This is a genomic window from Marinobacter lutaoensis (assembly GCF_001981305.1).
Taxonomy (GTDB): domain Bacteria; phylum Pseudomonadota; class Gammaproteobacteria; order Pseudomonadales; family Oleiphilaceae; genus Marinobacter; species Marinobacter lutaoensis.
In genome coordinates this window covers 397,627-422,702 of record NZ_MSCW01000005.1, presented here as the reverse complement: position 1 = coordinate 422,702, position 25,076 = coordinate 397,627, and the positions used below count along the sequence as shown (strand labels likewise).

19 protein-coding genes are annotated in these 25,076 nt (G+C 64.5%); 14 read left to right on the top strand and 5 right to left on the bottom strand.

The window, feature by feature from the left end:
- The first annotated feature begins 22 nt into the window (after positions 1-22).
- From BTO32_RS08180 to BTO32_RS08165, 4 genes are read left to right on the top strand one after another with little or no spacing between them, the layout of a single operon-like run.
- On the top strand, positions 23-673 hold the full coding sequence (locus BTO32_RS08180) for a MotA/TolQ/ExbB proton channel family protein (RefSeq protein WP_076724129.1): 651 nt from the start codon (positions 23-25) through the stop codon (positions 671-673).
- 43 nt (positions 674-716) lie between these two features.
- Positions 717-1,247: an ExbD/TolR family protein gene (locus BTO32_RS08175; protein ID WP_076724128.1), complete on the top strand. Its 531-nt coding sequence runs from the start codon at positions 717-719 to the stop codon at positions 1,245-1,247.
- Positions 1,244-1,726, top strand: coding sequence for an ExbD/TolR family protein (locus BTO32_RS08170; protein WP_076724127.1), 483 nt, complete (start codon positions 1,244-1,246; stop codon positions 1,724-1,726). The genes BTO32_RS08175 and BTO32_RS08170 overlap by 4 nt, the downstream gene beginning before the upstream one ends.
- Entirely contained in the window at positions 1,719-2,687 is a 969-nt protein-coding gene (locus BTO32_RS08165) for an AgmX/PglI C-terminal domain-containing protein (protein ID WP_076724126.1), read from the top strand. Before BTO32_RS08170 ends, BTO32_RS08165 begins: the two co-directional genes overlap by 8 nt.
- Before the next feature lie 6 nt (positions 2,688-2,693).
- Here the strand turns inward: BTO32_RS08165 and BTO32_RS08160 are convergent, their stop codons facing one another.
- Positions 2,694-3,179, bottom strand: coding sequence for a MaoC/PaaZ C-terminal domain-containing protein (locus BTO32_RS08160; RefSeq protein ID WP_076724165.1), 486 nt, complete (start codon positions 3,177-3,179; stop codon positions 2,694-2,696).
- A 193-nt stretch (positions 3,180-3,372) separates the two neighbouring features.
- On the opposite strand from BTO32_RS08160, the gene BTO32_RS08155 reads away from it, so the two are divergent.
- From BTO32_RS08155 to BTO32_RS08145, 3 genes are all read left to right on the top strand, one after another.
- A complete protein-coding gene (locus BTO32_RS08155; RefSeq protein WP_076724125.1) occupies positions 3,373-5,049 on the top strand; it encodes an AMP-binding protein in 1,677 nt (558 codons plus the stop codon).
- A 129-nt stretch (positions 5,050-5,178) separates the two neighbouring features.
- Positions 5,179-9,090, top strand: coding sequence for an ATP-dependent RNA helicase HrpA (gene hrpA, locus BTO32_RS08150; RefSeq protein ID WP_076724164.1), 3,912 nt, complete (start codon positions 5,179-5,181; stop codon positions 9,088-9,090).
- A 109-nt stretch (positions 9,091-9,199) separates the two neighbouring features.
- Positions 9,200-10,321, top strand: coding sequence for a beta-ketoacyl-ACP synthase III (locus tag BTO32_RS08145; RefSeq protein WP_076724124.1), 1,122 nt, complete (start codon positions 9,200-9,202; stop codon positions 10,319-10,321).
- A gap of 10 nt (positions 10,322-10,331) precedes the next feature.
- Here BTO32_RS08145 and BTO32_RS08140 read toward each other — a convergent pair whose 3' ends face one another.
- Entirely contained in the window at positions 10,332-10,739 is a 408-nt protein-coding gene (locus tag BTO32_RS08140) for an acyl-CoA thioesterase (protein WP_076724123.1), read from the bottom strand.
- Between the two features lie 92 nt (positions 10,740-10,831).
- Between BTO32_RS08140 and BTO32_RS08135 the strand changes: the two genes are divergently transcribed.
- The 5 genes from BTO32_RS08135 (at position 10,832) to dinG (ending at position 17,765) form a co-directional block, all read left to right on the top strand.
- Positions 10,832-11,620: an MlaA family lipoprotein gene (locus BTO32_RS08135; RefSeq protein WP_076724122.1), complete on the top strand. Its 789-nt coding sequence runs from the start codon at positions 10,832-10,834 to the stop codon at positions 11,618-11,620.
- 30 nt (positions 11,621-11,650) lie between these two features.
- Positions 11,651-13,138, top strand: a complete 1,488-nt coding sequence (locus BTO32_RS08130) for a DUF3336 domain-containing protein (protein WP_076724121.1) — start codon at positions 11,651-11,653, stop codon at positions 13,136-13,138.
- 99 nt (positions 13,139-13,237) lie between these two features.
- On the top strand, positions 13,238-14,923 hold the full coding sequence (locus BTO32_RS08125; protein WP_076724120.1) for an ExeA family protein: 1,686 nt from the start codon (positions 13,238-13,240) through the stop codon (positions 14,921-14,923).
- On the top strand, positions 14,923-15,582 hold the full coding sequence (locus BTO32_RS08120; RefSeq protein ID WP_076724119.1) for a general secretion pathway protein GspB: 660 nt from the start codon (positions 14,923-14,925) through the stop codon (positions 15,580-15,582). The genes BTO32_RS08125 and BTO32_RS08120 overlap by 1 nt, the downstream gene beginning before the upstream one ends.
- On the top strand, positions 15,582-17,765 hold the full coding sequence (gene dinG / locus BTO32_RS08115) for an ATP-dependent DNA helicase DinG (protein WP_076724118.1): 2,184 nt from the start codon (positions 15,582-15,584) through the stop codon (positions 17,763-17,765). Before BTO32_RS08120 ends, dinG begins: the two co-directional genes overlap by 1 nt.
- 256 nt (positions 17,766-18,021) lie before the next feature.
- Here dinG and BTO32_RS08110 read toward each other — a convergent pair whose 3' ends face one another.
- The gene (locus BTO32_RS08110; protein ID WP_076724117.1) at positions 18,022-20,733 is read right to left on the bottom strand and encodes a winged helix-turn-helix domain-containing protein; all 2,712 of its coding nucleotides are present in this window, start codon (positions 20,731-20,733) and stop codon (positions 18,022-18,024) included.
- Between the two features lie 250 nt (positions 20,734-20,983).
- On the opposite strand from BTO32_RS08110, the gene cysB reads away from it, so the two are divergent.
- On the top strand, positions 20,984-21,961 hold the full coding sequence (gene cysB, locus BTO32_RS08105) for an HTH-type transcriptional regulator CysB (protein ID WP_076724116.1): 978 nt from the start codon (positions 20,984-20,986) through the stop codon (positions 21,959-21,961).
- Positions 21,962-21,991: 30 nt separating this feature from the next.
- Here cysB and BTO32_RS08100 read toward each other — a convergent pair whose 3' ends face one another.
- Positions 21,992-22,714 (bottom strand): phosphoadenylyl-sulfate reductase, encoded by a 723-nt coding sequence (locus BTO32_RS08100; protein ID WP_076724115.1) that lies wholly within the window; start codon positions 22,712-22,714, stop codon positions 21,992-21,994.
- A 213-nt stretch (positions 22,715-22,927) separates the two neighbouring features.
- Between BTO32_RS08100 and thrH the strand changes: the two genes are divergently transcribed.
- Positions 22,928-23,542, top strand: a complete 615-nt coding sequence (gene thrH, locus BTO32_RS08095; RefSeq protein ID WP_076724114.1) for a bifunctional phosphoserine phosphatase/homoserine phosphotransferase ThrH — start codon at positions 22,928-22,930, stop codon at positions 23,540-23,542.
- A gap of 24 nt (positions 23,543-23,566) precedes the next feature.
- On the opposite strand, the gene pabB is transcribed toward thrH, so the two are convergent.
- Positions 23,567-24,937 (bottom strand): aminodeoxychorismate synthase component I, encoded by a 1,371-nt coding sequence (pabB, locus tag BTO32_RS08090; protein WP_076724113.1) that lies wholly within the window; start codon positions 24,935-24,937, stop codon positions 23,567-23,569.
- Between the last annotated feature and the right edge of the window lie 139 nt (positions 24,938-25,076).

The following is a 25,076-nucleotide window of genomic DNA, read 5'->3' as shown; positions in this document are numbered from 1 at the left end:
CTGTCACCATGGGAGAACCGACATGCTGGAAACCATGATCCGATTTTTTCAGGAAGGGGGGATCTTCATGTACCCCATTGGCTGTGTCCTGGCCCTCGGGCTGGCCATCAGCCTGGAGCGCTTCCTGTACCTGCTGTCCGTCCGGCGCAGGAACCGGGTGACCTTCGAGAAGGGAATCCTGCCCCTGCTGCGTCAGGGCGACTACCGCCGTGCCATGAAGGCCGCGAGCCAGTCCGACAGCGCCATCGGCCGGATCATGGCCGCCGGGCTCGGTCGCCTGCTCGCGAACAGCCGTCGGGAGGAGGTGGAGTACGCCATGGAAGAAGGGTTGATGGAGGTGCTGCCCCGTCTGGAAAAGCGGACCCAGTACCTGGCCACCCTGGCCAACATCGCGACCCTGCTGGGGCTGCTGGGCACCATCATCGGCCTGATTTCGGCGTTCACCGCCGTGGCCGCGGCCGACCCCTCCCAGAAGGCCAGTTTGCTGTCTGGCAGCATATCCGTGGCGATGAACACCACCGCGTTCGGGTTGATGTCCGCTATCCCGTTACTGATGTTCCACGCCCTGTTGCAGACCCGGACCAACGAGATCGTCGACAGTTTCGAAATGGCTGGGGTCCGGCTGTTGAATCTTATGTCCGATACCGCCGCTGCGTCCGGAGTGCCGGCTTGATGGCCGGATCGTACCGAGTCGGTTTTTGTGCCGGGGGGTTCCGATGAAGCGTCGCCATCCGAGAACGCGTCTGTCCCCGGACCTGGATATCACGCCGTTCCTGAACCTGATGATCGTATTGGTACCGGTGCTGCTGCTGGGCATGGTGTTCAGCCAGCTGCGGGTGATTGAGCTCCGATTCCCGGAGTGGACCCCGACCGGGAGCAGCGAGCCGGGGTCGCTGGATCTGGTGGTCACGCTGCTTCCCGAAGGGGTGGCAGTGGCCGACCGTGGGCGGGGGGCGCTGGCTGTCCTGCCGGCCAGGGACGGCCAGCAGGACTTTGCCGGTCTCAGGCGGCTGTTGCGGGGAATCAAGTCCGGGCATCCGGGCACCACCGGTATTACCCTGGAAGTGGCCCGCGGCATCGATTACCAGACCCTGGTCCGGGCGATGGAGACCCTGCGTACTTATCCGGCGGTGGTGGCAGCCAGCGTTGTGCCGGGGGAGCTGTTTCCGGACATCGCGCTGCAGGATGCGCCGGAAGGCCGGACTCTGGCGCCCATCCCGGAAGCCGGCCCGGGAGGTGACTCGTGAAACCACGGAACAGACCCCGGCGTCTGCGCCGGCAGCCGGACCATCGGCGCGCCGCCGGGGGACTCAACCTGGTGTCCCTGATGGACATCTTCACCCTGCTGGTGTTCTTCCTGATGGTGAACTCATCCGATGTAAAGGTCCTTGAGAACCGCGCCGGAATCCCGTTGCCCAACGCTGTCGCCGGGCAGCCGGCCGCCGAGGCGTTGACGGTCGAGCTGGAGGGGCGCAGCGTTCGGTTGCAGGGGCGGGAAGTGGATCGGCTGACGGAGAGCGAGGAGGGGCCGCTCGCCGGACTGTCCGAGGCCCTGCTGCGGCAGCGTGCTGGGGTGGCCGTGGTGCCGGCGACGGGGCTGGCGATTACGGTGCTGGCAGCCCGGGATACCGATTACCGGGTATTGCGCCGGATCCTGTCCACCTGCATCGACGCCGACTTCCGCCAAGTACGATTGGCGGTCGAGCCGGAGGTGGACCATGGCTGAGGCCGGGCAAGGGTTCAGTCCGGATACGGCGAGCTTGCCTTGGTCCCGGGACCGGTCGGAGCAGGGCCGTTTCCTTGGGCTGCTGGCGCTGGTGTGCGCCGTGTTTCTGGTGCCGGCGATCTGGTTGCCGGGGGTCGAACTGCCGGCCCGGGAGCGGGCCGAGGTGGAGACGGTGCCGCCCCAGCTGGTACGTCTGATTCAGCCGCCGGAGCCGGTGGCCAGGCCGGAGCCGGTGGTGTCGGAACCGGAAGCGCCGGCCGCGCCACCGCCGGAACCCACCGAGATCGAGGTCTCGTCTCCGGTCGCGACGGTGTCCGAACCGGTTGCGGTGCCACGGCCACCGGCGCCGGTATCCCAGAGCCCAGAGCAGGCGCGCCAGGTGGCTTCCCGGTCTGGACTGCTGGCCATGAAGGAGCGCCTGGCTGCGCTCAGAGCCCCAGGGCAGGGGGCGGGGCCGTCGCTACGGACCAACCTGCGGGACGATGCCGCCCCGGCCGGGCCCGAAGCCGCACCGGCGGAGGTGCTGGCCGGCAGTGGTGGGCCTGGGGCGGCACCACCGGTGCCCGAGGCGACGGTGGCGGTGGCCGGTCATCGGGCTCGGGAGGTGGTGCCAGCGCCGGAACCGGAACCGGTCCGGGAGTCGGTTATGGCTTCGGCGGCGCCGGTGGCGAAGGAACGCAGTATGAGCAACATCCGGCGGGTGTTCGACGCCCAGAAGACGGTGTTGTATTCGCTGTACAAACGCGAACTTCGCCAGGACCCGACCCTGCGGGGCAAGGTGCTGCTTGAGCTGGTGATTGAGCCGGATGGGTCGGTGTCCGCCTGCGAGGTGGTCAGCTCAGAGCTGGACCATCCCGCACTGGAACAGCGGATTGCCCTGCGTGTACGGCTGTTCAACTTCGGTGCCGATGAGGTCGGCACTCGCCGTGTTCGTTTCCCGATCGATTTCCTGCCCGGGTAAGGGGCATCAGCGATCGATGCTGATGGCGGGAAGGATGGGCTTGTGCAGGCGAACCTTTTCGGTCGGCGCAATCACCCGGGCTTCCCCGGCGACCACCTGCTGACCGTTCTGGTTGCGCACGTCGCACTCGACCAGCAGCCGGTTCTTCGGTTCCTTACGCAGCACCTTGAGTGTCACGGTGATGGTGTCATCCAGCTTTACCGGGCGCTTGAAGGCCAGGCTCTGTTCCAGATAGATGGTGCCTGGGCCCGGCATGACCGTCGCCAGCGCCGCCGAGATCAGGGACCCGCTCCACATACCATGGGCGATGCGCTCCTTGAACATGGAATGGGCGGCGAATTCCTTGTCCAGGTGAACCGGGTTGACGTCGCCGGATACGGCCGCGAACAGGATCAGCTCGTCCTCGGTAAGGGTTCGGGTAAAGGTGGCGGTGTCGCCTTCGTTCAGTTCATCGTAAGTGAGGTTTTCCAGGGTATCCAGGGTGTCGTTCATGGTGTGCTCCGCGCGGGTTCGGGTCATCATCGGGTGCCGGTCCGAATGCGTGAAACCTACCTCATCGTTAACAAAACTGCTATTCTCTCCCCACTTTTTTTCGGCTGATACTTTTGTCGGGTTGATTATTTGACCATTTAGACATTGGTAGACCATTACAATCAGAACCAGAAGCGCCCAACAGGAGATGGTGATGGATTTTGAGCAGTTCTATCAGGACAAATACCCCGCCGGGATTCCGCGCGAGGTAGACCTGGATAAGTACGAAAGCATGGTCGAAGTGTTTGAACAGGCCGTGAAGAAGTACGCGGACCGACCTGCCTTCAGTGCTGTTGGCGCAACCCTCACCTACCGGGACCTGGACATCCAGAGCCGTAACTTCGCTGCCTGGATCCAGAACCGGACCGACCTCAAACCCGGCGACCGTATCGCCGTGCAGATGCCCAACCTGCCGCAGTATCCGGTGGTGGTGTTTGGCGCGATGCGGGCCGGCCTGATCGTGGTCAACACCAACCCGCTCTACACCCAGCGCGAAATGGAACACCAGTTCAACGACTCCGGCGCCCGCGCCCTGGTGGTTCTGGCCAACATGGCCGAAAACGCGGAAAAGGTGATTCCTCAGACCAGCATCGAGCATGTTATCGTCACCGAAATCGCCGACATGCACTCGCCGCTCAAGCGCACTCTGATGAACGCCGTGGTCAAGCACGTCAAGAAAATGGTGCCGCCGTTCCACATTCCCGGCGCCCACCGCCTGCCGGCGGTGCTCGGTGCCGGGGCCCGGGAAACCTTCACCCCGGTCGCCTGCAAGAAGGATGACATCGCGGTGCTGCAGTACACCGGAGGGACCACCGGTGTCGCCAAGGGCGCCATGCTCACCCACGGCAACCTGGTAGCCAACCTGCTGCAGGTGCGGCCGATGCTGGAAGACAACGTCGACGAGGGCCGGGAAGTGGTGGTGGCACCGCTGCCGCTGTACCACATCTATTCCTTTACCCTGAACTGCGGCATCATGCTGGAGGCCGGCGCCCACAATATCCTCATTCCCAACCCCCGGGACATCCCGGCGTTTGTCAAGGAACTGAAAAAGCACCGGTTTACCGCGTTTCTCGGCCTCAACACCCTGTTCGTGGCCCTGTGCAACAACGAGGAATTCCAGGACCTGGACTTCAGCCCGCTGAAACTCACCGCGTCTGGGGGCATGGCGCTGACCAGCGACACCGCCAAGATGTGGCACCAAGTCACCGGCTGTGAAATCTGTGAAGGCTACGGTATGACCGAGACCTCCCCGGTGGTGACGCTCAACCCCCCCAGTGCCATTCAGGTGGGTACCATCGGCCTGCCGATTCCCTCGACCCGCGTCAAGACCCTCGATGAAGACGGCAAGGAAACGCCGCTGGGCGAGCCGGGTGAACTGTGTGTGCAGGGGCCCCAGGTCATGCGGGGCTATTGGCAGCGCCCGGAGGACACCCGCAAGTCCTTCACCGAGGATGGCTACCTGAAAACCGGTGACATCGCGGTCATCCAGGAAGACGGTTACATCCGCATCGTCGACCGCAAGAAAGACATGATCATCGTGTCCGGTTTCAACGTGTTCCCGAACGAGGTGGAGGACGTGGTCAGCTCCCATCCGAAGGTGCGGGAGTGCGCGGCGGTGGGTGTGCCCGACGCCAAGAGCGGCGAGGCGGTCAAGGTGTACGTGATCCCGGCGGACGACAGCGTCACCGAAAACGAACTCAAGGAGTTCTGCCGCGAACGCCTGACCGCCTACAAGGTGCCCAAGCACTTCGAGTTCCGCGACGAGCTGCCCAAGTCCAACGTGGGCAAGATCCTGCGTCGGGAACTGCGGGACGAAGCCGCCAAGTCCTGAGCGGCAAGCGCCAGATTCGGACAGACCCCGCCCCGGCGGGGTCTTCTCGTTTTACGGTGGTCCGATTCCCGCTAGACTGTGCCGCCTGGCATGACCGCCACCCGAAAGCAGGAGTACACTTCCCAGGCCATGACGACACCGACCTTCGATTCGCCCCGCGAGGCGGCCCAGTACCTTTCCGGCCAGCTGGCTGAGTGCAACCAGCTGGAAGCGGCCCGCATTGCCCGGACCCTGGCCCGGAGCCGGGGCGAGCCCGGACCGAAGGAGCTGGAGAGTCTGCGGCGTTGGCTCGCCCGGGGACAGGACATCCTCCAGCGGCGCCGGCAGCGGCACCGCCCTCTGACTTTTCCGGACAGCCTGCCGGTGTCGGACCGGGTGGAGGACATCCGCGCCGCCATCGAGCAGCACCAAGTGGTGATCGTGGCCGGCGAGACCGGCTCCGGCAAGACCACTCAGATCCCTAAAATCTGCCTGAACATGGGGCGAGGCCTGCGTGGTCTGGTCGGGCATACCCAGCCGCGCCGGATCGCTGCCCGCAGCGTGGCCGCGCGCATTGCCGAGGAACTGGGCGAGACGGTGGGGCAGCAGGTCGGGTATCAGGTTCGGTTCACGGACCAGACCCGTGAGGATTCCCGGGTCAAGGTGATGACCGACGGTATCCTGCTGGCGGAAATTCAGCACGACCGGTTCCTGGATCGCTACGATACCCTGATCATCGACGAGGCCCACGAGCGCAGCCTGAACATCGACTTCCTGCTGGGTTATTTGAAACAACTGTTGCCCCGGCGCCCGGACCTGAAAGTCATCATCACCTCCGCCACCATCGAGGTGGAACGGTTCAGCGATTTCTTTGACCAAGCTCCGGTGATCGAGGTCAGCGGTCGCACCTACCCGGTGGACATCCGGTACCGGCCGTTGGCCGGGGACGAGGATGACCGGGACCAGGGCTGGGGCGAGGCGGTGCTTCAGGCTCTGTCGGAAATCGAGGCGCACGAGCGGGCCGAGCGGAAACCGCCCGGAGACGTGCTGGTGTTTCTGCCCGGGGAGCGGGAAATCCGGTTTCTCAGCAAGGTGCTGCGCCATGCCGATCTGCGCCACACCGAGGTGTTGCCCCTGTATTCACGCCTGAGCAACCAGGAACAGAACCGGGTGTTCCAGGCCCATCGGGGCCGCCGGATCGTGCTGGCCACCAACGTCGCGGAGACGTCGCTGACAGTGCCCGGGATCCGGTACGTGATCGATACCGGGGTGGCCCGGATCAGCCGCTACAGCGTGCGCTCGAAGATCCAGCGGCTGCCCATCGAGCCCGTGTCTCAGGCCAGCGCCAACCAGCGCGCCGGCCGGTGTGGCCGGGTGGCGCCCGGGATCTGTTTCCGGCTGTACGATGAATCGGATTTCAACAACCGACCGGAGTATACCGATCCGGAAATCCTGCGGACCAACCTGGCCTCGGTCATCCTGCAGATGGCCACTCTGGGCCTGGGCGACATCCGGGCGTTCCCGTTCCTGGAAGCGCCGGATCGCCGCCAGATTAATGACGGTTACAAGCTGCTCGAGGAGTTGGGGGCGGTGGACGCGAAGCGTCGCCTGACGCGGCTGGGGCGCACCATGGCCCGGCTGCCGCTGGACCCGAGACTGGCCCGGATGCTGGTGACCGCCGCCGAACTCGGCAGCCTGAGCGAGGTGCTGGTCATCATCGCCGGACTGAGCGTGCAGGACCCGAGGGAGCGTCCCCAGGACAAACAACAGGCCGCTGATCAGGCCCACGCCCCCTTCCAGGACAAGGAATCGGACTTCACTACCTTGCTCAACCTGTGGAACTGGTTCGAGGAACAGCGCCAGGCGCTGTCCCAGAATCAGCTCAAGAAGCTGTGCCAGAAAACCTTCCTGAGCTGGATGCGGTTGCGGGAGTGGCGGGACATCCACCGCCAGCTGGCACTCATCTGCCGGGAGCAGGGGCTGGCGGCGAACCGGGAACCGGCGGCCTACGAAGCCGTTCACAAGGCCATCCTGGCCGGCCTGCTGGGGCAGGTGGCGGTCAAGGTGGAGAACAAGGAATACCTGGCCACCCGGAACCGCAAGGTATGGATCTTCCCGGGTTCCCGGGTGGCCAAGTCTGCACCCAAGTGGATCGTGGCGGCGGAAATCGTTGAGACCAGCCGGGTGTTCGCTCGTACCGTGGCGGCCATCCAGCCGGAGTGGATCGAGCCTCTCGCCGGGCACGTGGTCAAACGCCACTACTTCGAGCCCCACTGGGAGCAGAAACGGGCCCAGGTGATGGGGTATGAACGGGTGACTCTTTACGGCCTGGACGTGGTGGCGAAGCGTCGCATCGCCTACACCCGGGTGGATCCGACGGTGTGTCGGGAGCTGTTTATCCGGCGGGCCCTGGTGGAAGGGGACTACCGGACCCGGGCACCGTTCATCGCGCGCAACCGGGAACGGCTCGACAGCGTCGAGAATCTGGAAAAGAAGACCCGGCGGCGGGACCTCCTGGTGGACGACGAGACCCTGTTCGCCTTCTACGACCAGCGCCTGCCCGGGGAAATCGTCAGTGGCCGGCATTTCGAGACCTGGTGGCGGGGGCTGTCCGAGCCGGAACTCAAGGCGCTGGAACTGACCGACGAGGACATCCTGCAACGTCCGGTGGATGCCGAAGCGGCGGAGCAGTTCCCGGACTTCCTGGCCTGGGAGGGCGTGCGCTATCCGCTCAGGTATGAGTTCGAGCCCGGCAGCGAACGGGACGGGGTCACCCTTGAGGTGCCGCTGATGGCGTTGCGGCAGTTGCCGGTGCGGCGCCTGGAATGGTTGGTACCGGGGCTGTTGCGGGAAAAATGCGTGGCGCTGGTGAAAGGCCTGCCCAAGGCGTTGCGGCGTAATTTCGTGCCGGTGCCGGATTTCGTCGATGCCGCCCTGGCCAACCTGCAACCCTGCAACGAGCCCCTGAGCCTGAAGCTCGGTGAGCAGCTGCGACGGATGACCGGTGTCCAGGTGGATCCCGACGCCTGGCCCGAGCAGGCGCTGCCGCGCCATCTGCGGATGAACGTGCGGGTCCTGGGCGACGATGGTCAGGTCCTGGCCGAAGGGCGGGACCCGGTCCGGCTGCAACGCCAGCTGGAGGGGCAGGCAGAGGCCGCCCTGGCGTCAGCGGCCGACCGGTCGCGCGCCGCCGAAGCCCCGGCCCAGCGGCATCAGGACTGGCAGTTTGGCGCCTTGCCGGCCCAGGTCCAGACCGAGAAGGGAGGCATGCAGATTACCGTGTTCCCAGCCCTGGAGGACCTGGGCGACAGCGTTCGAGAAGTCCGTTGCCTGGACCCCCTGACGGCGCAGGAGAATACCCGGCGAGGCGTGGCCCGGCTGATCATCAACCGGTTCGGCAATACCCTGAGCGATCTCGATCGCAAGCTGCCGCATTTCAAACAGTCGGCGCTGATGTTCGCACCGGTCGGACAGGCCCGGGGGCTGCTTGACGACCTGCTGGTGGCCAGCGTCATCGAGCACTTCCTGGGAGAGGCGTTGCCACGTTCGCCGGAGGACTTCGAGCGGATATTCCAAATCCATCGGGGCGATTTCATCCCGGCCCTGGAGCGGGCGGACCAGCGCCTGCACCAGGCCATGACCGGCTACCAGAAGGTGGCCCGGCAGCTCAAGGGCAAGATCAGTCTGGCCCTGGCCAACAGCATGGCGGACCTGAAATTCCAGCTGGCCAACCTGGTTTATCCCGGATTCCTGGTGGCCACGCCGCCGGAATGGTTGGCACGGTTCCCGGTCTACTTCGAGGCCTGCCTGGTGCGTCTGGAAAAAATGCCCCGGGAAATGGGGAGGGAGCGGGAGTTCCTGCATACCATTGAGCCCCTGTGGGCCCGTTATGCCGCCAAGCGGGACGAGCTCGAACGCCAGGGTATCCGGGATCCGGAGCTGGTGCTGTACCGGTGGATGCTGGAAGAGTTCCGGGTGTCCTTTTTTGCGCAGCAGCTGGGCACGGCCATGACGGTGTCCGTCAAGCGCCTGGACAAACAGTGGCAGAAGGTCCGGGCCTGATCCGGACATGCACCAAAGCCTAACGGGAAACGCGGCCGGACTGTGGTACCATTTCTGCCATCGGAACAGTGTGTCCATCCAATTTTCACAGTTATGACGTGGGGTTAGCGTGATTAAAGCGGTCATTAGCGGAACCGGTCTGTACACACCACCTGCAACCATCGACAACGACGAGCTGGTGGCGTCCTTCAACCAGTACGTGGACATGTTCAATGCCGAGCATGCCGGCGAGATCGAGCGGGGCGAACGGGCGCCGCTGCAATACTCCTCCTCTGCGTTCATCGAGAAAGCCTCCGGCATCAAGCGCCGTCATGTGATTGACAAGGACGGCATCCTGGACCCGAACCGGATGGTGCCGCGCATTCCCGAACGCCCCAACGACCAGCCCTCGGTGCAGTGCGAGATGGCGGTGGCGGCCTGCCGCGAGGCCCTGGCACAGGCGGGGCGGACCGCGGCGGACGTGGATGCGGTGATCGTGGCCTGCTCCAACATGCAGCGCCCGTACCCGGCCATCGCCATCGAGGTTCAGGACGCGCTGGACATCGACGGCTTTGCCTACGACATGAACGTGGCCTGCAGCTCCGCCACCTTTGGCCTCCAGGCTGCAGTCAACTCGGTGGAGAACGGCGCCGCCCGGGCGGTGCTGGTGGTCAGCCCGGAAATCTGCTCTGGCCATCTCAATTTCCGTGACCGGGACAGCCATTTCATTTTCGGCGACGCCTGTACTGCGATCCTGGTGGAGCGGGAGGAGAACGTCCGGGACGGCGAGGGCTTCGAGATTCTGGGTACCCGCCTCAAAACCCGGTTTTCCAATAACATCCGCAACAACTTCGGGTTCCTGAACCGTGCCGATGAATCGGGCATCGGCCAGCCGGACAAGCTGTTCGTGCAAGAGGGCCGAAAGGTATTCAAGGAGGTGTCCCCCATGGTCGCGCAGACCATTCAGGAACACCTGCAGGGCCTGGGTTTGGCGCCGGAGAACCTGCGCCGGATGTGGCTGCACCAGGCGAACCTCAACATGAATCAGCTGATTGCCCGCAAGGTTCTCGGCCGCGACGCGACGGAAGACGAGGCCCCAGTGATTCTGGATGAATACGCCAACACCAGCTCCGCCGGCTCGATCATCGCCTTCCACAAGTACAAGGACGACCTGGCATCGGGTGACCTGGGCGTCATCTGCTCCTTTGGCGCTGGCTATTCCATCGGCAGCGTCGTGGTCCGCCGCCGCTAACGGCGGCGTGTCAGCGTGCCGCCAGCGCCCTCAGGGTGTCTGGCAGCGGCGCCGACTTCCGGGTCTTGCGATCGAACCAGACGATCTTGGCATACCCCTCGGCGTAGATTTCTCCGGTCTCGGCATCCTCCAGCAGGTGGTAGGTGTCGAGGCTGGTGTTGCCGGCCTTGTCGGCGAAGGTCTTGACCACCACCGTGGCTGGGTGCGTGAGTTCTTTCAGGAAGGTGGCGCTGGTCTTTATAATGACCGGCCCGGTGGGCTCCTCCGGAGCGCCCAGTTCCAGAGAGCTCAGCCAGACAATGCGGGCTTCCTCGAAGAATCGGAAGTAGACCGTGTTGTTGGCGTGGCCGTAGGCGTCCATGTCACCCCAGCGCAGGGCCATGGTCAGCGTGCTAACATGATTTCCTGGTACTGACATCGCGCTCCTCCGGAAGCTGAAACAATAACGACAACTCAAAGCGCCGGTATTGTCGTCGAAGCGAAACGGTAATCACAACCCAAGAGTGCATGATGATAGCTACTTCAATCCGGCGTTGGCTTTCCCCCCTGGCACCCGCCGCCATCCTTCTCATGGCATTGGGCGCCACTCCGTCCGTTCTGGCCCAGGCCATGCAGGAGCCTGCGCCTGCCGGTGCCCAGCCGGTCTCGGTGGAGGATCCCTACGAAGCCTGGAACCGCAAGGTCTACCACTTCAACGAAACCGTGGACCGTTGGATTCTGAAACCGGTGGCGCAGACTTACCGCGACCTCACCCCAAGCCTGCTCGACAAGGCGGTGACCAATTTTTTCAATAACCTGACGGAGGTGCGCAACTTCATCAACAGCGTGCTTCAGCTCAAGGGGGAATCCGCGGTGGTGGCAGCGGGTCGCTTCACCTACAACACCGTGTTCGGCCTTGGCGGCCTGATCGACGTGGCGACGGCGTTCGACCTGCCGGAACGCCCCGAGGACTTCGGCCAGACCCTGGGGTACTGGGGGCTGGATTCCGGCCCCTACCTGATGCTGCCCTTGCTGGGGCCGTCCACGCCCAGGGATTTCGGCGGACTGGCGACGGACAGCTTTGCCTTTCCCTCGCTTTGGGATAACGTGGAGTCTCCGGAAATCTACTACGCCCGGGCGCTGCAGGTGGTGGATAAACGGGCGGACCTGATTCCGGCCGAGGGATTCATTTCCGGCGACCCCTATATCTTTGTACGCAACGCCTACCTGCAACGCCGGGAATTCCTGATCAACGACGGTCGGGTGATCGACGACCCGTTCGCCAGCGACGACGAAGATTTCATGCTGGATGACTTCTGATCCGGGCCGATAGACGAGGAGGGCCAGGCCGTGATCCGGGATTCGAGAATCGCCAAATATCGCCGGATGCTGGCCGAGGCCCCTCACTACGAAGCCTGGAAGGCGGCGGCACTGGAGCTGGACTTCCTTGAAGGCAACGCCGAGTGGAAGGAGGCGTTCGCCTCCGACCTCTACCACTACGAACTGATCCACGACCGCCTGAGCAGCCTCAAACAGTACCGGCAGCACAACGATTTCGAACGCCTGAAACGGGCGCTCCGGGAGGGACTGCATCACGACCTGGGCAACATGGGCAACCCGGCCCTGTACACCCGTTCCCGCGTGGGCACCAAACATCTGATCGAGGAATACATCACCCAGGTCTGTGAATCGCTGGATTTTTTATGTGACCACCCGGTCCCCGGGTTTCCCCTCGCCGACAAGCTGCAGTTCTTCCGGGACACCCTCACCAGCTATGGCCGGCCGGCCCTGCTGCTGTCCGGAGGCGCCACCCTGGGCATGTTCCATTTTGGCGTGATCAAGGCGCTCTGGGAGAAGGGCCTGCTGCCCCAGGTGATTGCCGGTTCCAGCATCGGCGCGGTGATCGCGGGGATTCTCGGGGTGCACACAGACGCCGAGGTGCCGGACATGCTGGTGCCGGAAAACCATAATCTCAAGGCCTGGAAATGGCGGGGATTGCTCAGCGCCATGCGCGGCGAGGGTCTGATGGACCAGGATCAGCTGCGCGCCTGTCTGCGTGCCAACATCGGCGAATACACCTTCGAGGAAGCGTTTCAGCGTACCGGCCGCTCGGTCAACATCAGCGTGTCTCCGGTACAGGCTCACCAGAAGGCGCGCTTGTTGTGCGGTTACACCTCGCCCTATCTGCTGGTGTGGAGCGCAGCGCTGGCCAGTGCCGCCGTTCCCGGCATTTTTCCGCCGGTGACGCTGATGACGAAAGACCTCGAGGGGCACGCCATGCCCTACATGCCACGGGTCAGTTTCGTGGACGGTTCGGTGGTCAGCGATCTGCCCATTGAACGGTTGATGCACCTGTATGACGTGAACTTTACCATTGTCAGCCAGACCAATCCCCACGTGGTGCCGTTCCTGAGCCGGAAAGGCCCAGACGAAAAACTGTCCCTGGCACGGCTGCCCATGCATCTGCTCAAGGCGGAGATCCAATTCCATGGCCGTGGCGTGTTCGACTACCTGCGCAAGCGGGTCCGCCCGGAACTGCTGCGGCAGGTGTCCGGCCAGCTCTACACCATCATGGCCCAACGCTATTCCGGGGATGTCACCATCGCACCGTCCTACCGGCCGGCGGACTTCCGGCGCATGCTGTCGAATCCAGACCCGGATTATATTCGCCGGATGATCCTGGCCGGCGAACGGGCCACCTGGCCGAAAATCTCCATGATCCGCTCCCACGCCCGCATCTCCAAGACTCTGGAGCGGTGCGTCCGGCGCCTGAAACAGCGCAGCCGCCGGACCGTGGCGCTGCGTCTGGTGACCGACGCCGGGCCTGGTGCATCCTGAGATGGCATGTGCCCGGGGCGAGCGGTATCATAGCCGCTAAACACGCCGCGCTGCCGGGGCGCCCCAGGGCCTGGGGCCTGGGTATCAGACTGGACATCCATGTATTACGACTTCTTTGGCTTTCGGGAACCGCCGTTTTCCATCGCACCCGATCCCCGCTACCTCTACCTCACCGAGCGCCACAAGGAGGCGCTGGCCCACCTGATGTACGGCGTTCAGGGGCAGGGAGGGTTCATCGTCATCACCGGGGAGGTGGGCACCGGCAAGACCACGGTCAGTCGTTGTTTCATCGAAAACGCGCCGGACAACGTCGACATCGCCCTGATCCTGAACCCAAGGCTGACCGCCCGTGAGTTGCTGTCCGCCATCTGCGACGAGCTGGAGATTCCCCATGAGGTGGGCGCCAGCATCAAGCAGCTGGTGGACCTGATCAATCAGGACCTGCTCAAGGCCCACGCCGCCGGCCGCCACAAGGTACTGATGATCGACGAAGCCCAGAACCTGTCGGCGGATGTGCTCGAACAGCTGCGCCTGCTGACCAACCTGGAGACGGCGGAAAAAAAATTGCTGCAGATCGTCCTGCTGGGACAGCCGGAGCTGCAGGAAATTCTCGCATTGCCGGAATTGCGTCAGCTCAACCAGCGGGTGACCGCCCGTTACCATCTGGATGCCATCGGCCGCGACGAACTGCCGGCGTATCTGAAATACCGCCTCGGTGTGGCCGGCATGCGCGGGGACCTGTTCACCGCCGGCGCCGTCGCCCGCCTGTATCGGGAGAGCCAGGGCATTCCCCGGCTGATCAACCTGATCAGTGATCGCGCGCTGCTGGGAGCCTACGCCGAGGGCGAGCACGAAATCACCGCCGCCCATATTCGCCAGGCGGCCCGGGAAGTCCGGGGGCAGGGCGTCCGGCCGCGCACGCCTTCCCGCACGGTCCGCCCCCGCTACCTCTGGGGCCTGGTGGCGGTGCTGCTGGTGGCGGTCGCGGCGGTGGCCTCGGTCGAACACTGGCTGCCCGGGCTGAGCGCGCGCTTCGGCTCGAGCCTGCCCTGGGCCGGCACAGTGGAGCGCGCGGACAGCTCAGGGGACAGCGCCAACGCGGGTGTCGAACCACCTTCGGTGGCGCCGCGGGAATCCGAGTCCCTGGCGCCCTTTCGTTTTGCCGAACAGACCCTGCCCGAGCAAGACGCCTATGCCGTGCTGTTTCGCGTCTGGGGCCGGACACTGCCCGAGGACCGGGGAACCGAGCCCTGCGCGTATGCCCGTGATGTCGGGCTGGGCTGCTTGGTGCGGGAAGGCTCCCGACGCAGCCTGGAATTCCTGGACCGGCCGGCCCGCCTGACCCTGCGCGGCGAACGGGGCGAAACCGGCTATGTGGTGCTGCGCCGGTTGGACGGTGACCGGGCAGAACTCTGGCTGCCGGGCGGGCGCTCGGTGTGGGTCTCGTTCGAGCGGCTGGCGGAGGCCTGGTTCGGAGAGTTCCTGGTGCTGTGGCGGCTTCCGGAATACCTCAGCGGAGATGGCTTCTACGCCATTGAGTCCGGCGAACAGTTGTGGCTGGGCGCCCGCATGATGGAACTGGCGGACCGGCTGCTGCGGGAGCCGGCGGAAAGTGCCCGGGTCAAGCGCCTGCCGATGGCAGAACAGGTCCGCTGGTACCAGGCATTCCGGGGGCTCTCGGTGGACGGCATCGCCGGGGCCATGACCGTGATCCAGATTCACAATGACCTGAACGCGCCGGTCCCAAGGCTCAGGTCCGTGGTCTCGCCGATTGGGGGTAGCTGATGTCCTATATCCTTGATGCGCTGAGAAAATCGGAAACGGAACGTCGCCAGGGCAAGGTCCCGGACCTGGGGCAGCAACTGCACCTGGTCCACCGCCCCAAGCGCCGGCGCCGGGTCGGAGCCGCCGGCTGGCTTGCCCTGGCACTGATGGCCAATGCCGGCGTGCTGGCCTATATCTTCTGGCCAGCCACGTCCCGAGCGCCGGAAACACCGGTGCCGGCCGAGGCGGTGGAGCCTGGGATTCCGGCGCCCATGCCCGCCCAACCGGTTGCGGACGCGCCGCCGGAGCCGGTGACACCTCCGGCACCCACGGTTCCGGAACTTGCTGAGCGGGCCACGATTATCGTACCGTCCGCCCGGCCTGGCGGTGATGAGGCACCGGTGGCCGCCACCGGCATCGAGATCGAGGAGCGGGTTCCGCACTTGGTCGAACTCCCCCTTTCATTTCAGAAGAGCATTCCGGATTTGACGTTCAACAGCCATATTTTTTCGTCCGATCCCCAGGCGCGTCGTGTAATGATCAACGGCCATTACCTGCGTACGGGTGAGGGCTTCGCCGGCCTGAGGGTAGAGCGGATCACCGAAGACGGCGTGGTACTGAGCAAGGACGGCCAGCGCTTTCGCGTGGGTGTGGTCCGGGACTGGGTGAGCCCCCGCTGATGGCCCTGAGCGACGCACTCAAGCAGGAAATTCAGCAGGCCTACCGGGATCTGCTGGCCGGTAAGGGCATCCGTGCCCGCTACGGTCAACGGCTGATGATCGCGGAGATCGCCCGTTATATGGGGGAGATTACCGCCGATGACGGTCGCCGCACCTCGCCGCCGGCCACCTGTGTCATCGAAGCCGGGACCGGGACCGGCAAGACTCTGGCCTACCTGGTCGCGGCGGTACCCGTGGCCCGGGCCCTGGGCAAGACCCTGGTGATTTCCACCGCGACCGTGGCATTGCAGGACCAGATCGTGCTGAAGGACTTGCCGGACCTGAAGCAGCATACCCGCCTGGATTTCCGCTGGACCCTGGCCAAGGGCCGGGGGCGCTATCTGTGCATGTCGCGGCTGGAGGCCCGCCTGCATGACGAAGGCAACGGCGACAGTGAGACCATGCCGCTGTTCTTGCTGGAGGCCCAGGCCGGGGATGAGCCCGGCTCCCGCGCCTTTTTTGAGCAGATGCTGGCCCGTTACGGCGACCGCAGCTGGGATGGCGATCGCGATCATTGGCCCGAGCAGATTCCGGACGACGTCTGGCGTCAGGTGACCACCGACCACCGTCAGTGCACCAACCGCCACTGCAGCTACTTTGACAGTTGCGCCTTCTTCGATGCCCGTAAGGAGCTGGATCAGGCCGACGTGGTGGTGGCCAACCACGACCTGGTGCTGGCCGACCTTGCCCTGGGCGGTGGTGCCATACTGCCGGAACCGGAGAATGCCCTGTACATCTTCGACGAGGCTCACCACCTGCCGGATAAGGCATTGAATCATTTTGCCGCCTCTGTGGCCCTGAACGGCACACGTCAGTGGCTCAAGCAGCTGTCCCAGGCCTTGGTGAAAATGCAGCCGTTTCTGGCGCCCGGTACTCAGGCCGTGAAGACCCTGGACAAGATCGGGACCGCGGCCCGGGACCTGGATTTGGTGCTGGGCCGGGTTTACCAGGAGGCGGAAACGAATACCCGCTGGGACTTTAACGAGGAACGCCGCAGTGCCCAATGGCGCTACCCCGAGGGTGAACTGCCGGACGCGCTGGCGGCACTGGCGGCGGAGGCGCGCGTGGCCACGGCGACTCTGGTCCGTCATCTGGGGGCGTTGGCGGACGATGTGCAGGCTGCCTTCGACGAGCGCAAGGAGCACGACATCGACCGGGAGACGGCCGAGGCTTGGTATCCGGTGATCGGTGCGTTTCACAGCCGTGCCGAGGACCAGTTGCGACTCTGGGTGGCCTGGTGCGAGCAGGTCAACGAGTCCACAGCGACCGAGAACGGGGACGACGACAGCGCCAGACCCCGGGCCAAGGTGCCGCCGCCCGCCCGCTGGGCGGTGCGACAGCGCTGGGAGCACGCCGAGGATATTACCTTCTACAGTTCCCCGGTGCTGGCGGACAATCTCCTGTACAGCCGCCTTTGGTCTCGGGCCTACGGCGCCGTGCTGACCAGCGCCACGCTGACCGCGTTGGGCCGCTTTGATCGTCTGCGCAGCCGGGCGGGACTGCCGGAGGCCAGCCGCTACTGCGTGGTACCGAGCTCTTTTCGCTATGGTGACATGGCCACCGTCGAGGTGCCGTCGATGCGAGCCATGCCAACCGATGACGCCTTCACCGACGCACTGGTGGAACGCCTGCCGGATCTGTGGGCCGGGGAGCCGGCTACCCTGGTTCTGTTCACCTCCCGTCGGCAGATGCACCGGGTGCGGGACGCCCTGGCGCCGGAACATCCGGACCTGATTCTTACCCAGGATGACATGGCCAAGGGGGAAGTCTTGCGCCAGCACTGCGCACGGGTGGACGAGGGGCGGCCCAGCGTGCTGTTCGGCGTGGCCAGCTTTGCCGAGGGGATCGACCTGCCCGGCAAGTACCTCAAGCATGTGGTCATCACCCGGCTGCCGTTTTCGGTACCGGATGATCCGATCGAGGCCAGCCTGGCGGAGTGGGTCACCCAGCGGGGAGGCAACCCGTTCATGGAGATCACCGTGCCGGACGCGTCGGTGAAGCTGGTCCAGGCGGTGGGGCGGCTGCTGCGGACCGAGCAGGATACCGGGCGGGTCACGATTTTGGACCGGCGCATCGTCACCCGCCGGTACGGCCAGCTGTTGCTGGATGCGCTGCCACCGTTCCGGCGGATCATCGAGCCCTGACAAAAGCCGCTTGCCAAAAAAAAGAGCCAACCATGGGTTGGCTCTTGTCGAAGGGGTCCATCTGAACCCTGGCGTTGAAACAACGCGGAACAAGAAATCTGAAGGCCTGAAGTTTCAGAATTCGGGGCGAGGGCCATGCCTCACCTTGACTGCCATGATAAGGAAAGGCCGGGCGTAGCGGGATCGTCCAAAGGGCGTAGAGGGCGTAGAAAGCGTTCGGAAAATGTGAGGTGCGTCACAATACCGGCGGGCAGGATTACAGCAGGCCCAGTGCCCGAGCCCGCGCCAAAGCCTCGGTGCGGCGGCCGACGCCGAGCTTGCCGTACAGGTTGCGGATATGGGCCTTGACGGTGGCCGGCGCCACCGCCATGGCCCGGGCGATGTCCTTGTTGGCCAGGCCTTGGTGGATCAGCGCCAGCACCTCCTGCTCCCGCTGGCTCAGAGGTTCCGGCAGGGCCTCCTCCGGTACCGGTGATGGGCCGGCCTCTCTGGCGGGCACCGTCTCCTGTGGCTGTCGGGCCCGGTGTTCCTGATCCCGAAGCATGGCCAGCACGTCGCGGTTCCAGCGTCCGGGGGCGCGCAGTGCCGGCAGGTCACACAGCAGGGTCCGGACGCGCGGGCTTTCCTCCGCGAGCAATCGAGCAAAACCACTCTCCCGGGCCATGGCAATGGCTTGTTCCAGCTTGTTCTGGGCCTCGGCGGGGCGGTTCATCAGGTCGAGCGCCTCGGCCATGACCAGCAGGGCCTGTACCAGGTGCCGGTTATGGCCGGCCCGGCCGGCGCTGGCCTCAAGTTCGGCCAGCAGGTCCAAGGCCCGTTCCGGTTGTTGCAGGGCATTGCAGACTCTGGCCCGACTGATCCGGTGCTGTTCCCGGTTCAACGGATTGGTCAGTTCGTCGTCGTGGACATCGTCCAGGCAGGCCGCGGCCTTTTCCGGCATGCCGATGGCGAGCAGGCAGCGCGCCAGCAGCGCGGCGCTGGCGGGCGGCTCGAAGACGATGTGGTCCCGGCGCCGGCGGCCGGTGAGCAGGGCGTCTTCCAGCGCCTCGGTGGCTTCCTGCAGGCGTCCCTCGCTGAAGGCCAGATGGCCCCGGACATACTGGATGATGACATGCTGGCCCGGCTCGGTGCCCCGGGTGACGTGCTCCAGCAGCGGCGCCAGGTGATTGTGGGCCAGCGTCGGCTCGTTGCGCTCCCGATAGATTTCCGTCAGCGTGCTGTTCTGCCAGCAGGAGATGAGCCTGGGCTGGCTGGGGTCCGAGTAGTGTTGGTCCACCCAGCGGCGCACTTGGGTACAGGTGTCGAGGGCCAGGTCGGTATCGCCCCGGTTGTACTGGATCCACGCCAGCAGGCCGCCACTGGACAGCGCCGTGCTTGGCTTACGCTCGACCTGGCCGTAGTGCACCGCCGAACGCAGCACTTCTTCCGCCTTGCGCAGTTCACCACGACCGTAATAGTCCAGGCCCAGGCCGTAGTAGGTCACCGACTTGAGCGGAATCTGGGTGTGGTCGATTTCCTCCAGCACCTGGCGGGTCAGGTCGCTGACCCGTTTGTCATCGTTGCGGGTCCGGGCGAGGTAGGAACGTATCAGCGCCAGCTCGGAGTGCAGCCCCAGGGCGCCCTCCGCGTCTGGGTGGGAATCCGCGACCCGACGGTCCAGCAGGTCTTCCAGGGCGACCAGGCGGGGCTCGATGCTGTCCACCCGGTTGGCGAAGAACAGGCCCCAAATCCGCACCATCTGTAGTCTCGGGCTGTCGTTGACCAAATGGGCGGGCAGGGCTTCCAGCCAGTCCAGGACCGGCAGATGAAAGCCGGCGTGGATCAGGTTGTTGCCATGCTCGGCCAGGACCCGGGCCAGCCAGGGCCAGTCCTGCTGGCGCACGATCTGGGCGATGGCGTCCTGTACGTGGCCATGTTCCAGCAGCCAGGTCACTGTCTGGCGCCACAGGGATTCCGCCCGGGCCGGGTCGGTGTGGCGCAGCCGTTGCACCAGCGCATCCCGGAACAGGTCGTGGTAGCGGAACCATTCGTTGCGGGTATCCAGGGGGATCAGGAACAGGTTCTGGCGCAGCAGCTCCTCCAGGATTTCCTGGCTGTCGTCCCGGCCCCGGAGGGTGTCGCAGAGGGACGCGGTCAAGCGGGGGCAGCAGGCGGTCTGCAGCAGGAAATCGGCGAGCCTGGACGGTTGCTGCTGCAGGACCTCGGTCAGCACATAATCGCTGATCTGGCGCTCGTCGATGTTAGCCACGGCGGCGCTGTCGCCGCTGATGCGATCACCGCCGGACAGGGCGGACAGTTGCATCGCCGCCACCCAGCCTTCCGTCTTGCGCCAGAGGGCACTGGCGTCGGCCTCGGAGATGTCCCGGCCCATGGTATCGCGGAAAAACTGGCGGCATTCCCCTTCAGAAAACGCCAGCAGGCCGGGGTGAATATCCTCAACCCAACGCCGCACCCGCCATCGCGCCAGGGGCAGTGGCGGCTCGGTGCGTGACACCAGGGTAATGAGCACGCCCGGCGGCAGGTAATCGAGAAACCAAGCGAGCTGACGGTGGATGTCGGCATTGCCCACGAAGTGGTAGTCGTCCAGGACCAGACACCAGTGCCCGCCGTCCCGCTCCAGGGTATTGAGCAGGGCGGTCATGACCGGCGTCAGGTCACTGCCGTCCTGGCGGGTTAGCTGCTTGCGGCAGGCCGGCATGTCGGGTAATCCGGCGTGCTCAAAGGCACCCAGCACGTACTGCCAGAACCGGCGCGGGTCGTCGTCGTGCTCGTCCAGGGACAGCCACGCGTCGTGCAGGGAGGACTGGGCACACCACTGGCTGACCAGCGTGGTCTTGCCATACCCTGCCGGCGCAATCACCAAGTTCAGTCGCTTGCTGCCACCCGGAGCCAGCCGCGTGCTGAGCCGGTCGCGTCGGACCGCCCGGGCGTCGGTGGTGGGTCTAAGGAATTTCGTGGTCAGCAGCATTGGGTCCTGAATGCCGGTGGAGAGTTGTTACCGGATTGTGTGCCTTGTGTGATTCAAGTCAAGGGCCCTAGTGACGAAAGTGACTGTCCAGGCCCGTGCACATTCGGTTTTGGTCTAAACTGAGGCAAAGGCTTTGCCTATATTAAAAAAGAATGAAAAATAAATTTTTTATGCGTATTCTTTGGCCCAACGTCTGTCCTGTCGACAGGCAGTTCCACTAAGGCCGGGAATCCAGGGAGCAACAGACTCGATGAAACTACAACAGCTGCGTTACATCTGGGAAGTCGCACACCATGATCTGAACGTTTCCGCAACCGCCCAAAGCCTGTTCACCTCCCAGCCCGGGATCTCGAAGCAGATCCGCCTATTGGAGGACGAGCTGGGCCTGGAAATCTTTGCTCGCAGCGGCAAGCACCTGACCCGGATCACCCCGGGAGGGGAGATCATCATCCGCGAGGCGGGCGAGATCCTGCGGCGTGTGGAGGGCATCAAGAAGATTGCCCAGGAATTCAGCAACCAGCGTAAGGGCGACCTCAGCATCGCCACCACCCATACCCAGGCACGGTACGCCCTGCCGCCGGTGATCAAGGGCTTCATCGCCGAATACCCGGACGTGTCCCTGCACATGCATCAGGGGACTCCGATGCAGATTTCCGAGATGGCGGCGAACGGCGCGGTGGACTTCGCCATTGCCACCGAAGCCATGGAGCTGTTCAACGACCTGATCATGATGCCGTGCTACAAGTGGAACCGCAGCGTCATCGTGCCGAAGGACCATCCGCTGGCGAAGGCGCCGGAGCTGACGTTGCCGGAGCTGGCGGAATATCCGCTGGTGACCTATGTGTTCGGGTTTACCGGCCGCTCCAAACTGGACGAGGCCTTCCAGTCCCAGGGGCTGACGCCCAAAGTGGTGTTCACCGCCGCCGATGCCGACGTGATCAAAACCTACGTGCGTCTGGGGCTTGGGGTCGGCATCATCGCCAGCATGGCCTACGACCCGAAAAATGATACCGACCTGGTGGCGCTGGATGCCCGTAAACTGTTCCGCCCGAGCGTGACCCGCATCGGCTTCCGGAAGGGCACCTTCCTGCGCGGCTACATGTACGATTTCATCCAGAGGTTTGCCCCGCATCTGACCCGGGACAAAGTGGATGCCGCCGTTGCGAATCAGGGCAGCCGGACGGAAATCGAGGAACTGTTCAAGGACGTGGAACTGCCCACCTACTGAGGTGGGCCGTCGGGTAGGGCGCGTCGGCCGTCAGCTGCGGGCGATCAGGTTGCCGGCGTGCAGGCCGCATTCCTTCTTGGTGGCTTCCTCCCACCACCAGCGACCCTCCCGCTCGTGTTGCCCGGGCAGGACCGGGCGGGTGCAGGGCTGGCAGCCGATGCTGATGAACCCCCGCTCGTGCAGTGTGTTGTAGGGTGCCTCGGACATCCGGATGTAATCCCAGACTTCCTTGGAACTCCAGTTGGCCAACGGGTTGAATTTCACCAACGTCCTGTCCGGACCGGAGAAGGTGGGGTCTTCCTGCACGACCGGCACGTCATGGCGGGTGCCCGGGCTCTGGTCCTTGCGCTGGCCGGTGATCCAGGCGTCGACGGTGGCCAGCTTGCGCCGCAGCGGGCTGACCTTGCGGATGCCGCAGCACTCGGAATGGCCGTCCTCATAAAAACTGAACAACCCTTTGCGGTTGACCAGGTCCTGAACCTCGGCGGCATCCGGAAACAGAATCTCGATGTGGATGCCGTAGTGCGTGCGGACGGTCTCGATGAATTCGTAGGTTTCCGGGTGCAGGCGGCCCGTATCCAGTGTGAACACCTGCAGGTTGTCGGTGAGCTTGTGGGCCATCTCGATCAGGGCCACGTCCTCGGCACCGCTGAAGGAGAGGGCGATGTTGTCGTATCGCCGGAAGGCTTCCTTGAGTATGGCGCGTGGACTCTGGTCTTCGAGTGACTGGCGCAGTGTATCGATGTCCGTCATGGTCTGTGCTTACCTATCGTGAACCTGCGTGCAGGCTACCACTAAACCCCTCATAGCCTGAAGGAATGACAATCTATATCTTTATGCACCCTCACGAACTCGGGCGCGGCCTCAACGCCCCCGATGCATTCGGGCGGAGTTTTTCTTATCATACGCCCCTGACCCTGGCCGGGCGCCAGCTCGCCGATCATTCGACGTAATCAGGAGACCATTGTGGAACTCGCATGCCTTGACCTTGAAGGAGTACTGATCCCCGAAATCTGGATCGCATTCGCCGAGAAAACCGGTATTGAGGAGCTCAAGGCCACGACCCGGGACATTCCTGATTACGATGTGCTGATGAAACAGCGCCTGCGCTTGCTGGATCAGCATGGCTACGGTCTGCCGCAGATTCAGGAAGTCATCGGTGAGCTGGACCCGCTGCCCGGCGCCCGGGATTTCCTGGACTGGCTGCGCGAACGCTTCCAGGTGGTCATTCTCTCCGATACCTTCTACGAGTTCGCGATGCCGCTGATGAAAAAACTCGGCTATCCGACGCTGCTGTGTCACAAGCTGGAGGTGGCGGAAAACGGCCAGATCACCAACTACCTGTTGCGTCAGCGTGATCCCAAGCGCCAGTCGGTACGGGCGTTCCAGCTGCTCAACTATCGGGTGATTGCCGCCGGCGACTCCTACAACGACACCACCATGCTCGCGCAGGCGGACCGGGGCATCCTGTTCCATGCGCCGCAGAATGTCATCGACGAATTTCCCCAGTTCCCCGCAGTGCACACCTTCGACGACCTCAAGCGAGCATTCCTCGAGGCCAGTGTCATCCACGACGACTGAGCGCCAACGCCGGGCGGGCCGGCTTCAGGTGCCGGCCCGGCCTGCTGTGAACCCCTCCAGAAATCGCATCAGCGGCCCGACCTTGGTCAGGGTTTCCTGATATTCGGCGTCCGGGTCTGAATCCTCGACGATACCGCCACCGCCCCAGCAATGGATCCGTCCCTGACCGTCGCACAGCAGGGTGCGGATGGCGATACTGCTGTCCAGGTGGCCATCGAACCGGTAGTGGAAGACCGAGCCGCAGTAGGGGCCGCGCCAGTGTGGTTCGAGTTCCCGGATGATCTCCATGGCCCGAACCTTGGGCGCACCGGTGATGGAGCCTCCCGGAAACGCATCGAGCAGCGCCTGCAGGGGAGACACGCCGTCCGCCAGCTCCGCCCGGATGTGACTCACCAGATGATGAACGTTGCGGTAGGACTCCAGTGCGAACAGCTGCTCCACGGTGACCGAGCCTGTGCGGGCGTTCAGGCCCAGGTCGTTGCGGAGCAGATCAACGATCATCAGGTTTTCCGCCCGGTCCTTTTCCGAGTCCAGCAGGGCCTGGGCGAGGGCGTGGTCTTCCTGCGGCGATGATCCCCGGGGACGGGTTCCCTTGATCGGGCTGGTCCTGACCGTACGCCCTTCGATCTCGAGAAAACGCTCGGGCGAGACCGAAAGCACCGCCCGTTCCCCAGCCCGGAGGTAGGCGCTGTAGGGGGTGGGGTTGGCTTCCGCCAGTCCCTGATAAGCCAGCCAGGGATCGCCCTGATAGCGGCCGGTGAACTCCTGGGATAGGTTGGCTTGGTAGCAATCACCGGCCCGGATGTAATCCTTGACGGCGCGGACGCTCTGCTTGAACTCGGCGGCGGTCTGGCGGGCGCGGAATGGTGCCGTCATGCGCCAGTGGCGGGTTTCCTCAGGGGCCGGCTGTTCCAGCCAGCACCGGATCTGCCGTCGTAGATCATCCGGGCAGGCTGGGTGCAGCCACAGGTAGTGCTGCCCGGTGCTCTGGTTCCGGCTGGCCATCCACAGGAACAGGCCGGCGTGCAGCGTGGCGACCGGGAGATCGGGGCAGAGGGGGGCCAAGCGGGGCTCCTTGAGGTAGCCATACTCGTAGCCCAGAAACCCCACCAGTCCGCCCATCGGCACGTTGGGGCCGGGGCTGGCCGGCGCCAGGCGGTAGTTGGCCACCAGAGCCTCCATTGCCTGGGCGACGTCCCGGGCTGCCGTAGCCGGGGAATCCTCGCGGGTGCTCGGGTAATGCCCCGTCGCCCGGGCGGAGAAGGCTTGCCAGCGCCCCCGGCCGGGGCCGGTGCCATGGCTTCCTAGGTGCACGAAGTCCGGTTCCAGGCTGGCCCAGGCTCGCAACTGCTGGTAGGTCTCGGGACTGATCGCTTGCAGGGAAGGTTGTTTCAAGTCTGCTCCGTCGAATTTCCGAAAATGCCAACGCGGTCAAATTACGGGCGTTGAGCCGGGAATTGGATCGCTGGTGTAATGGCAGGGCTGCCCCGGGGCAGCCCGCACCCATTCTAACGCCAATCCGGCGCCGGCCGCC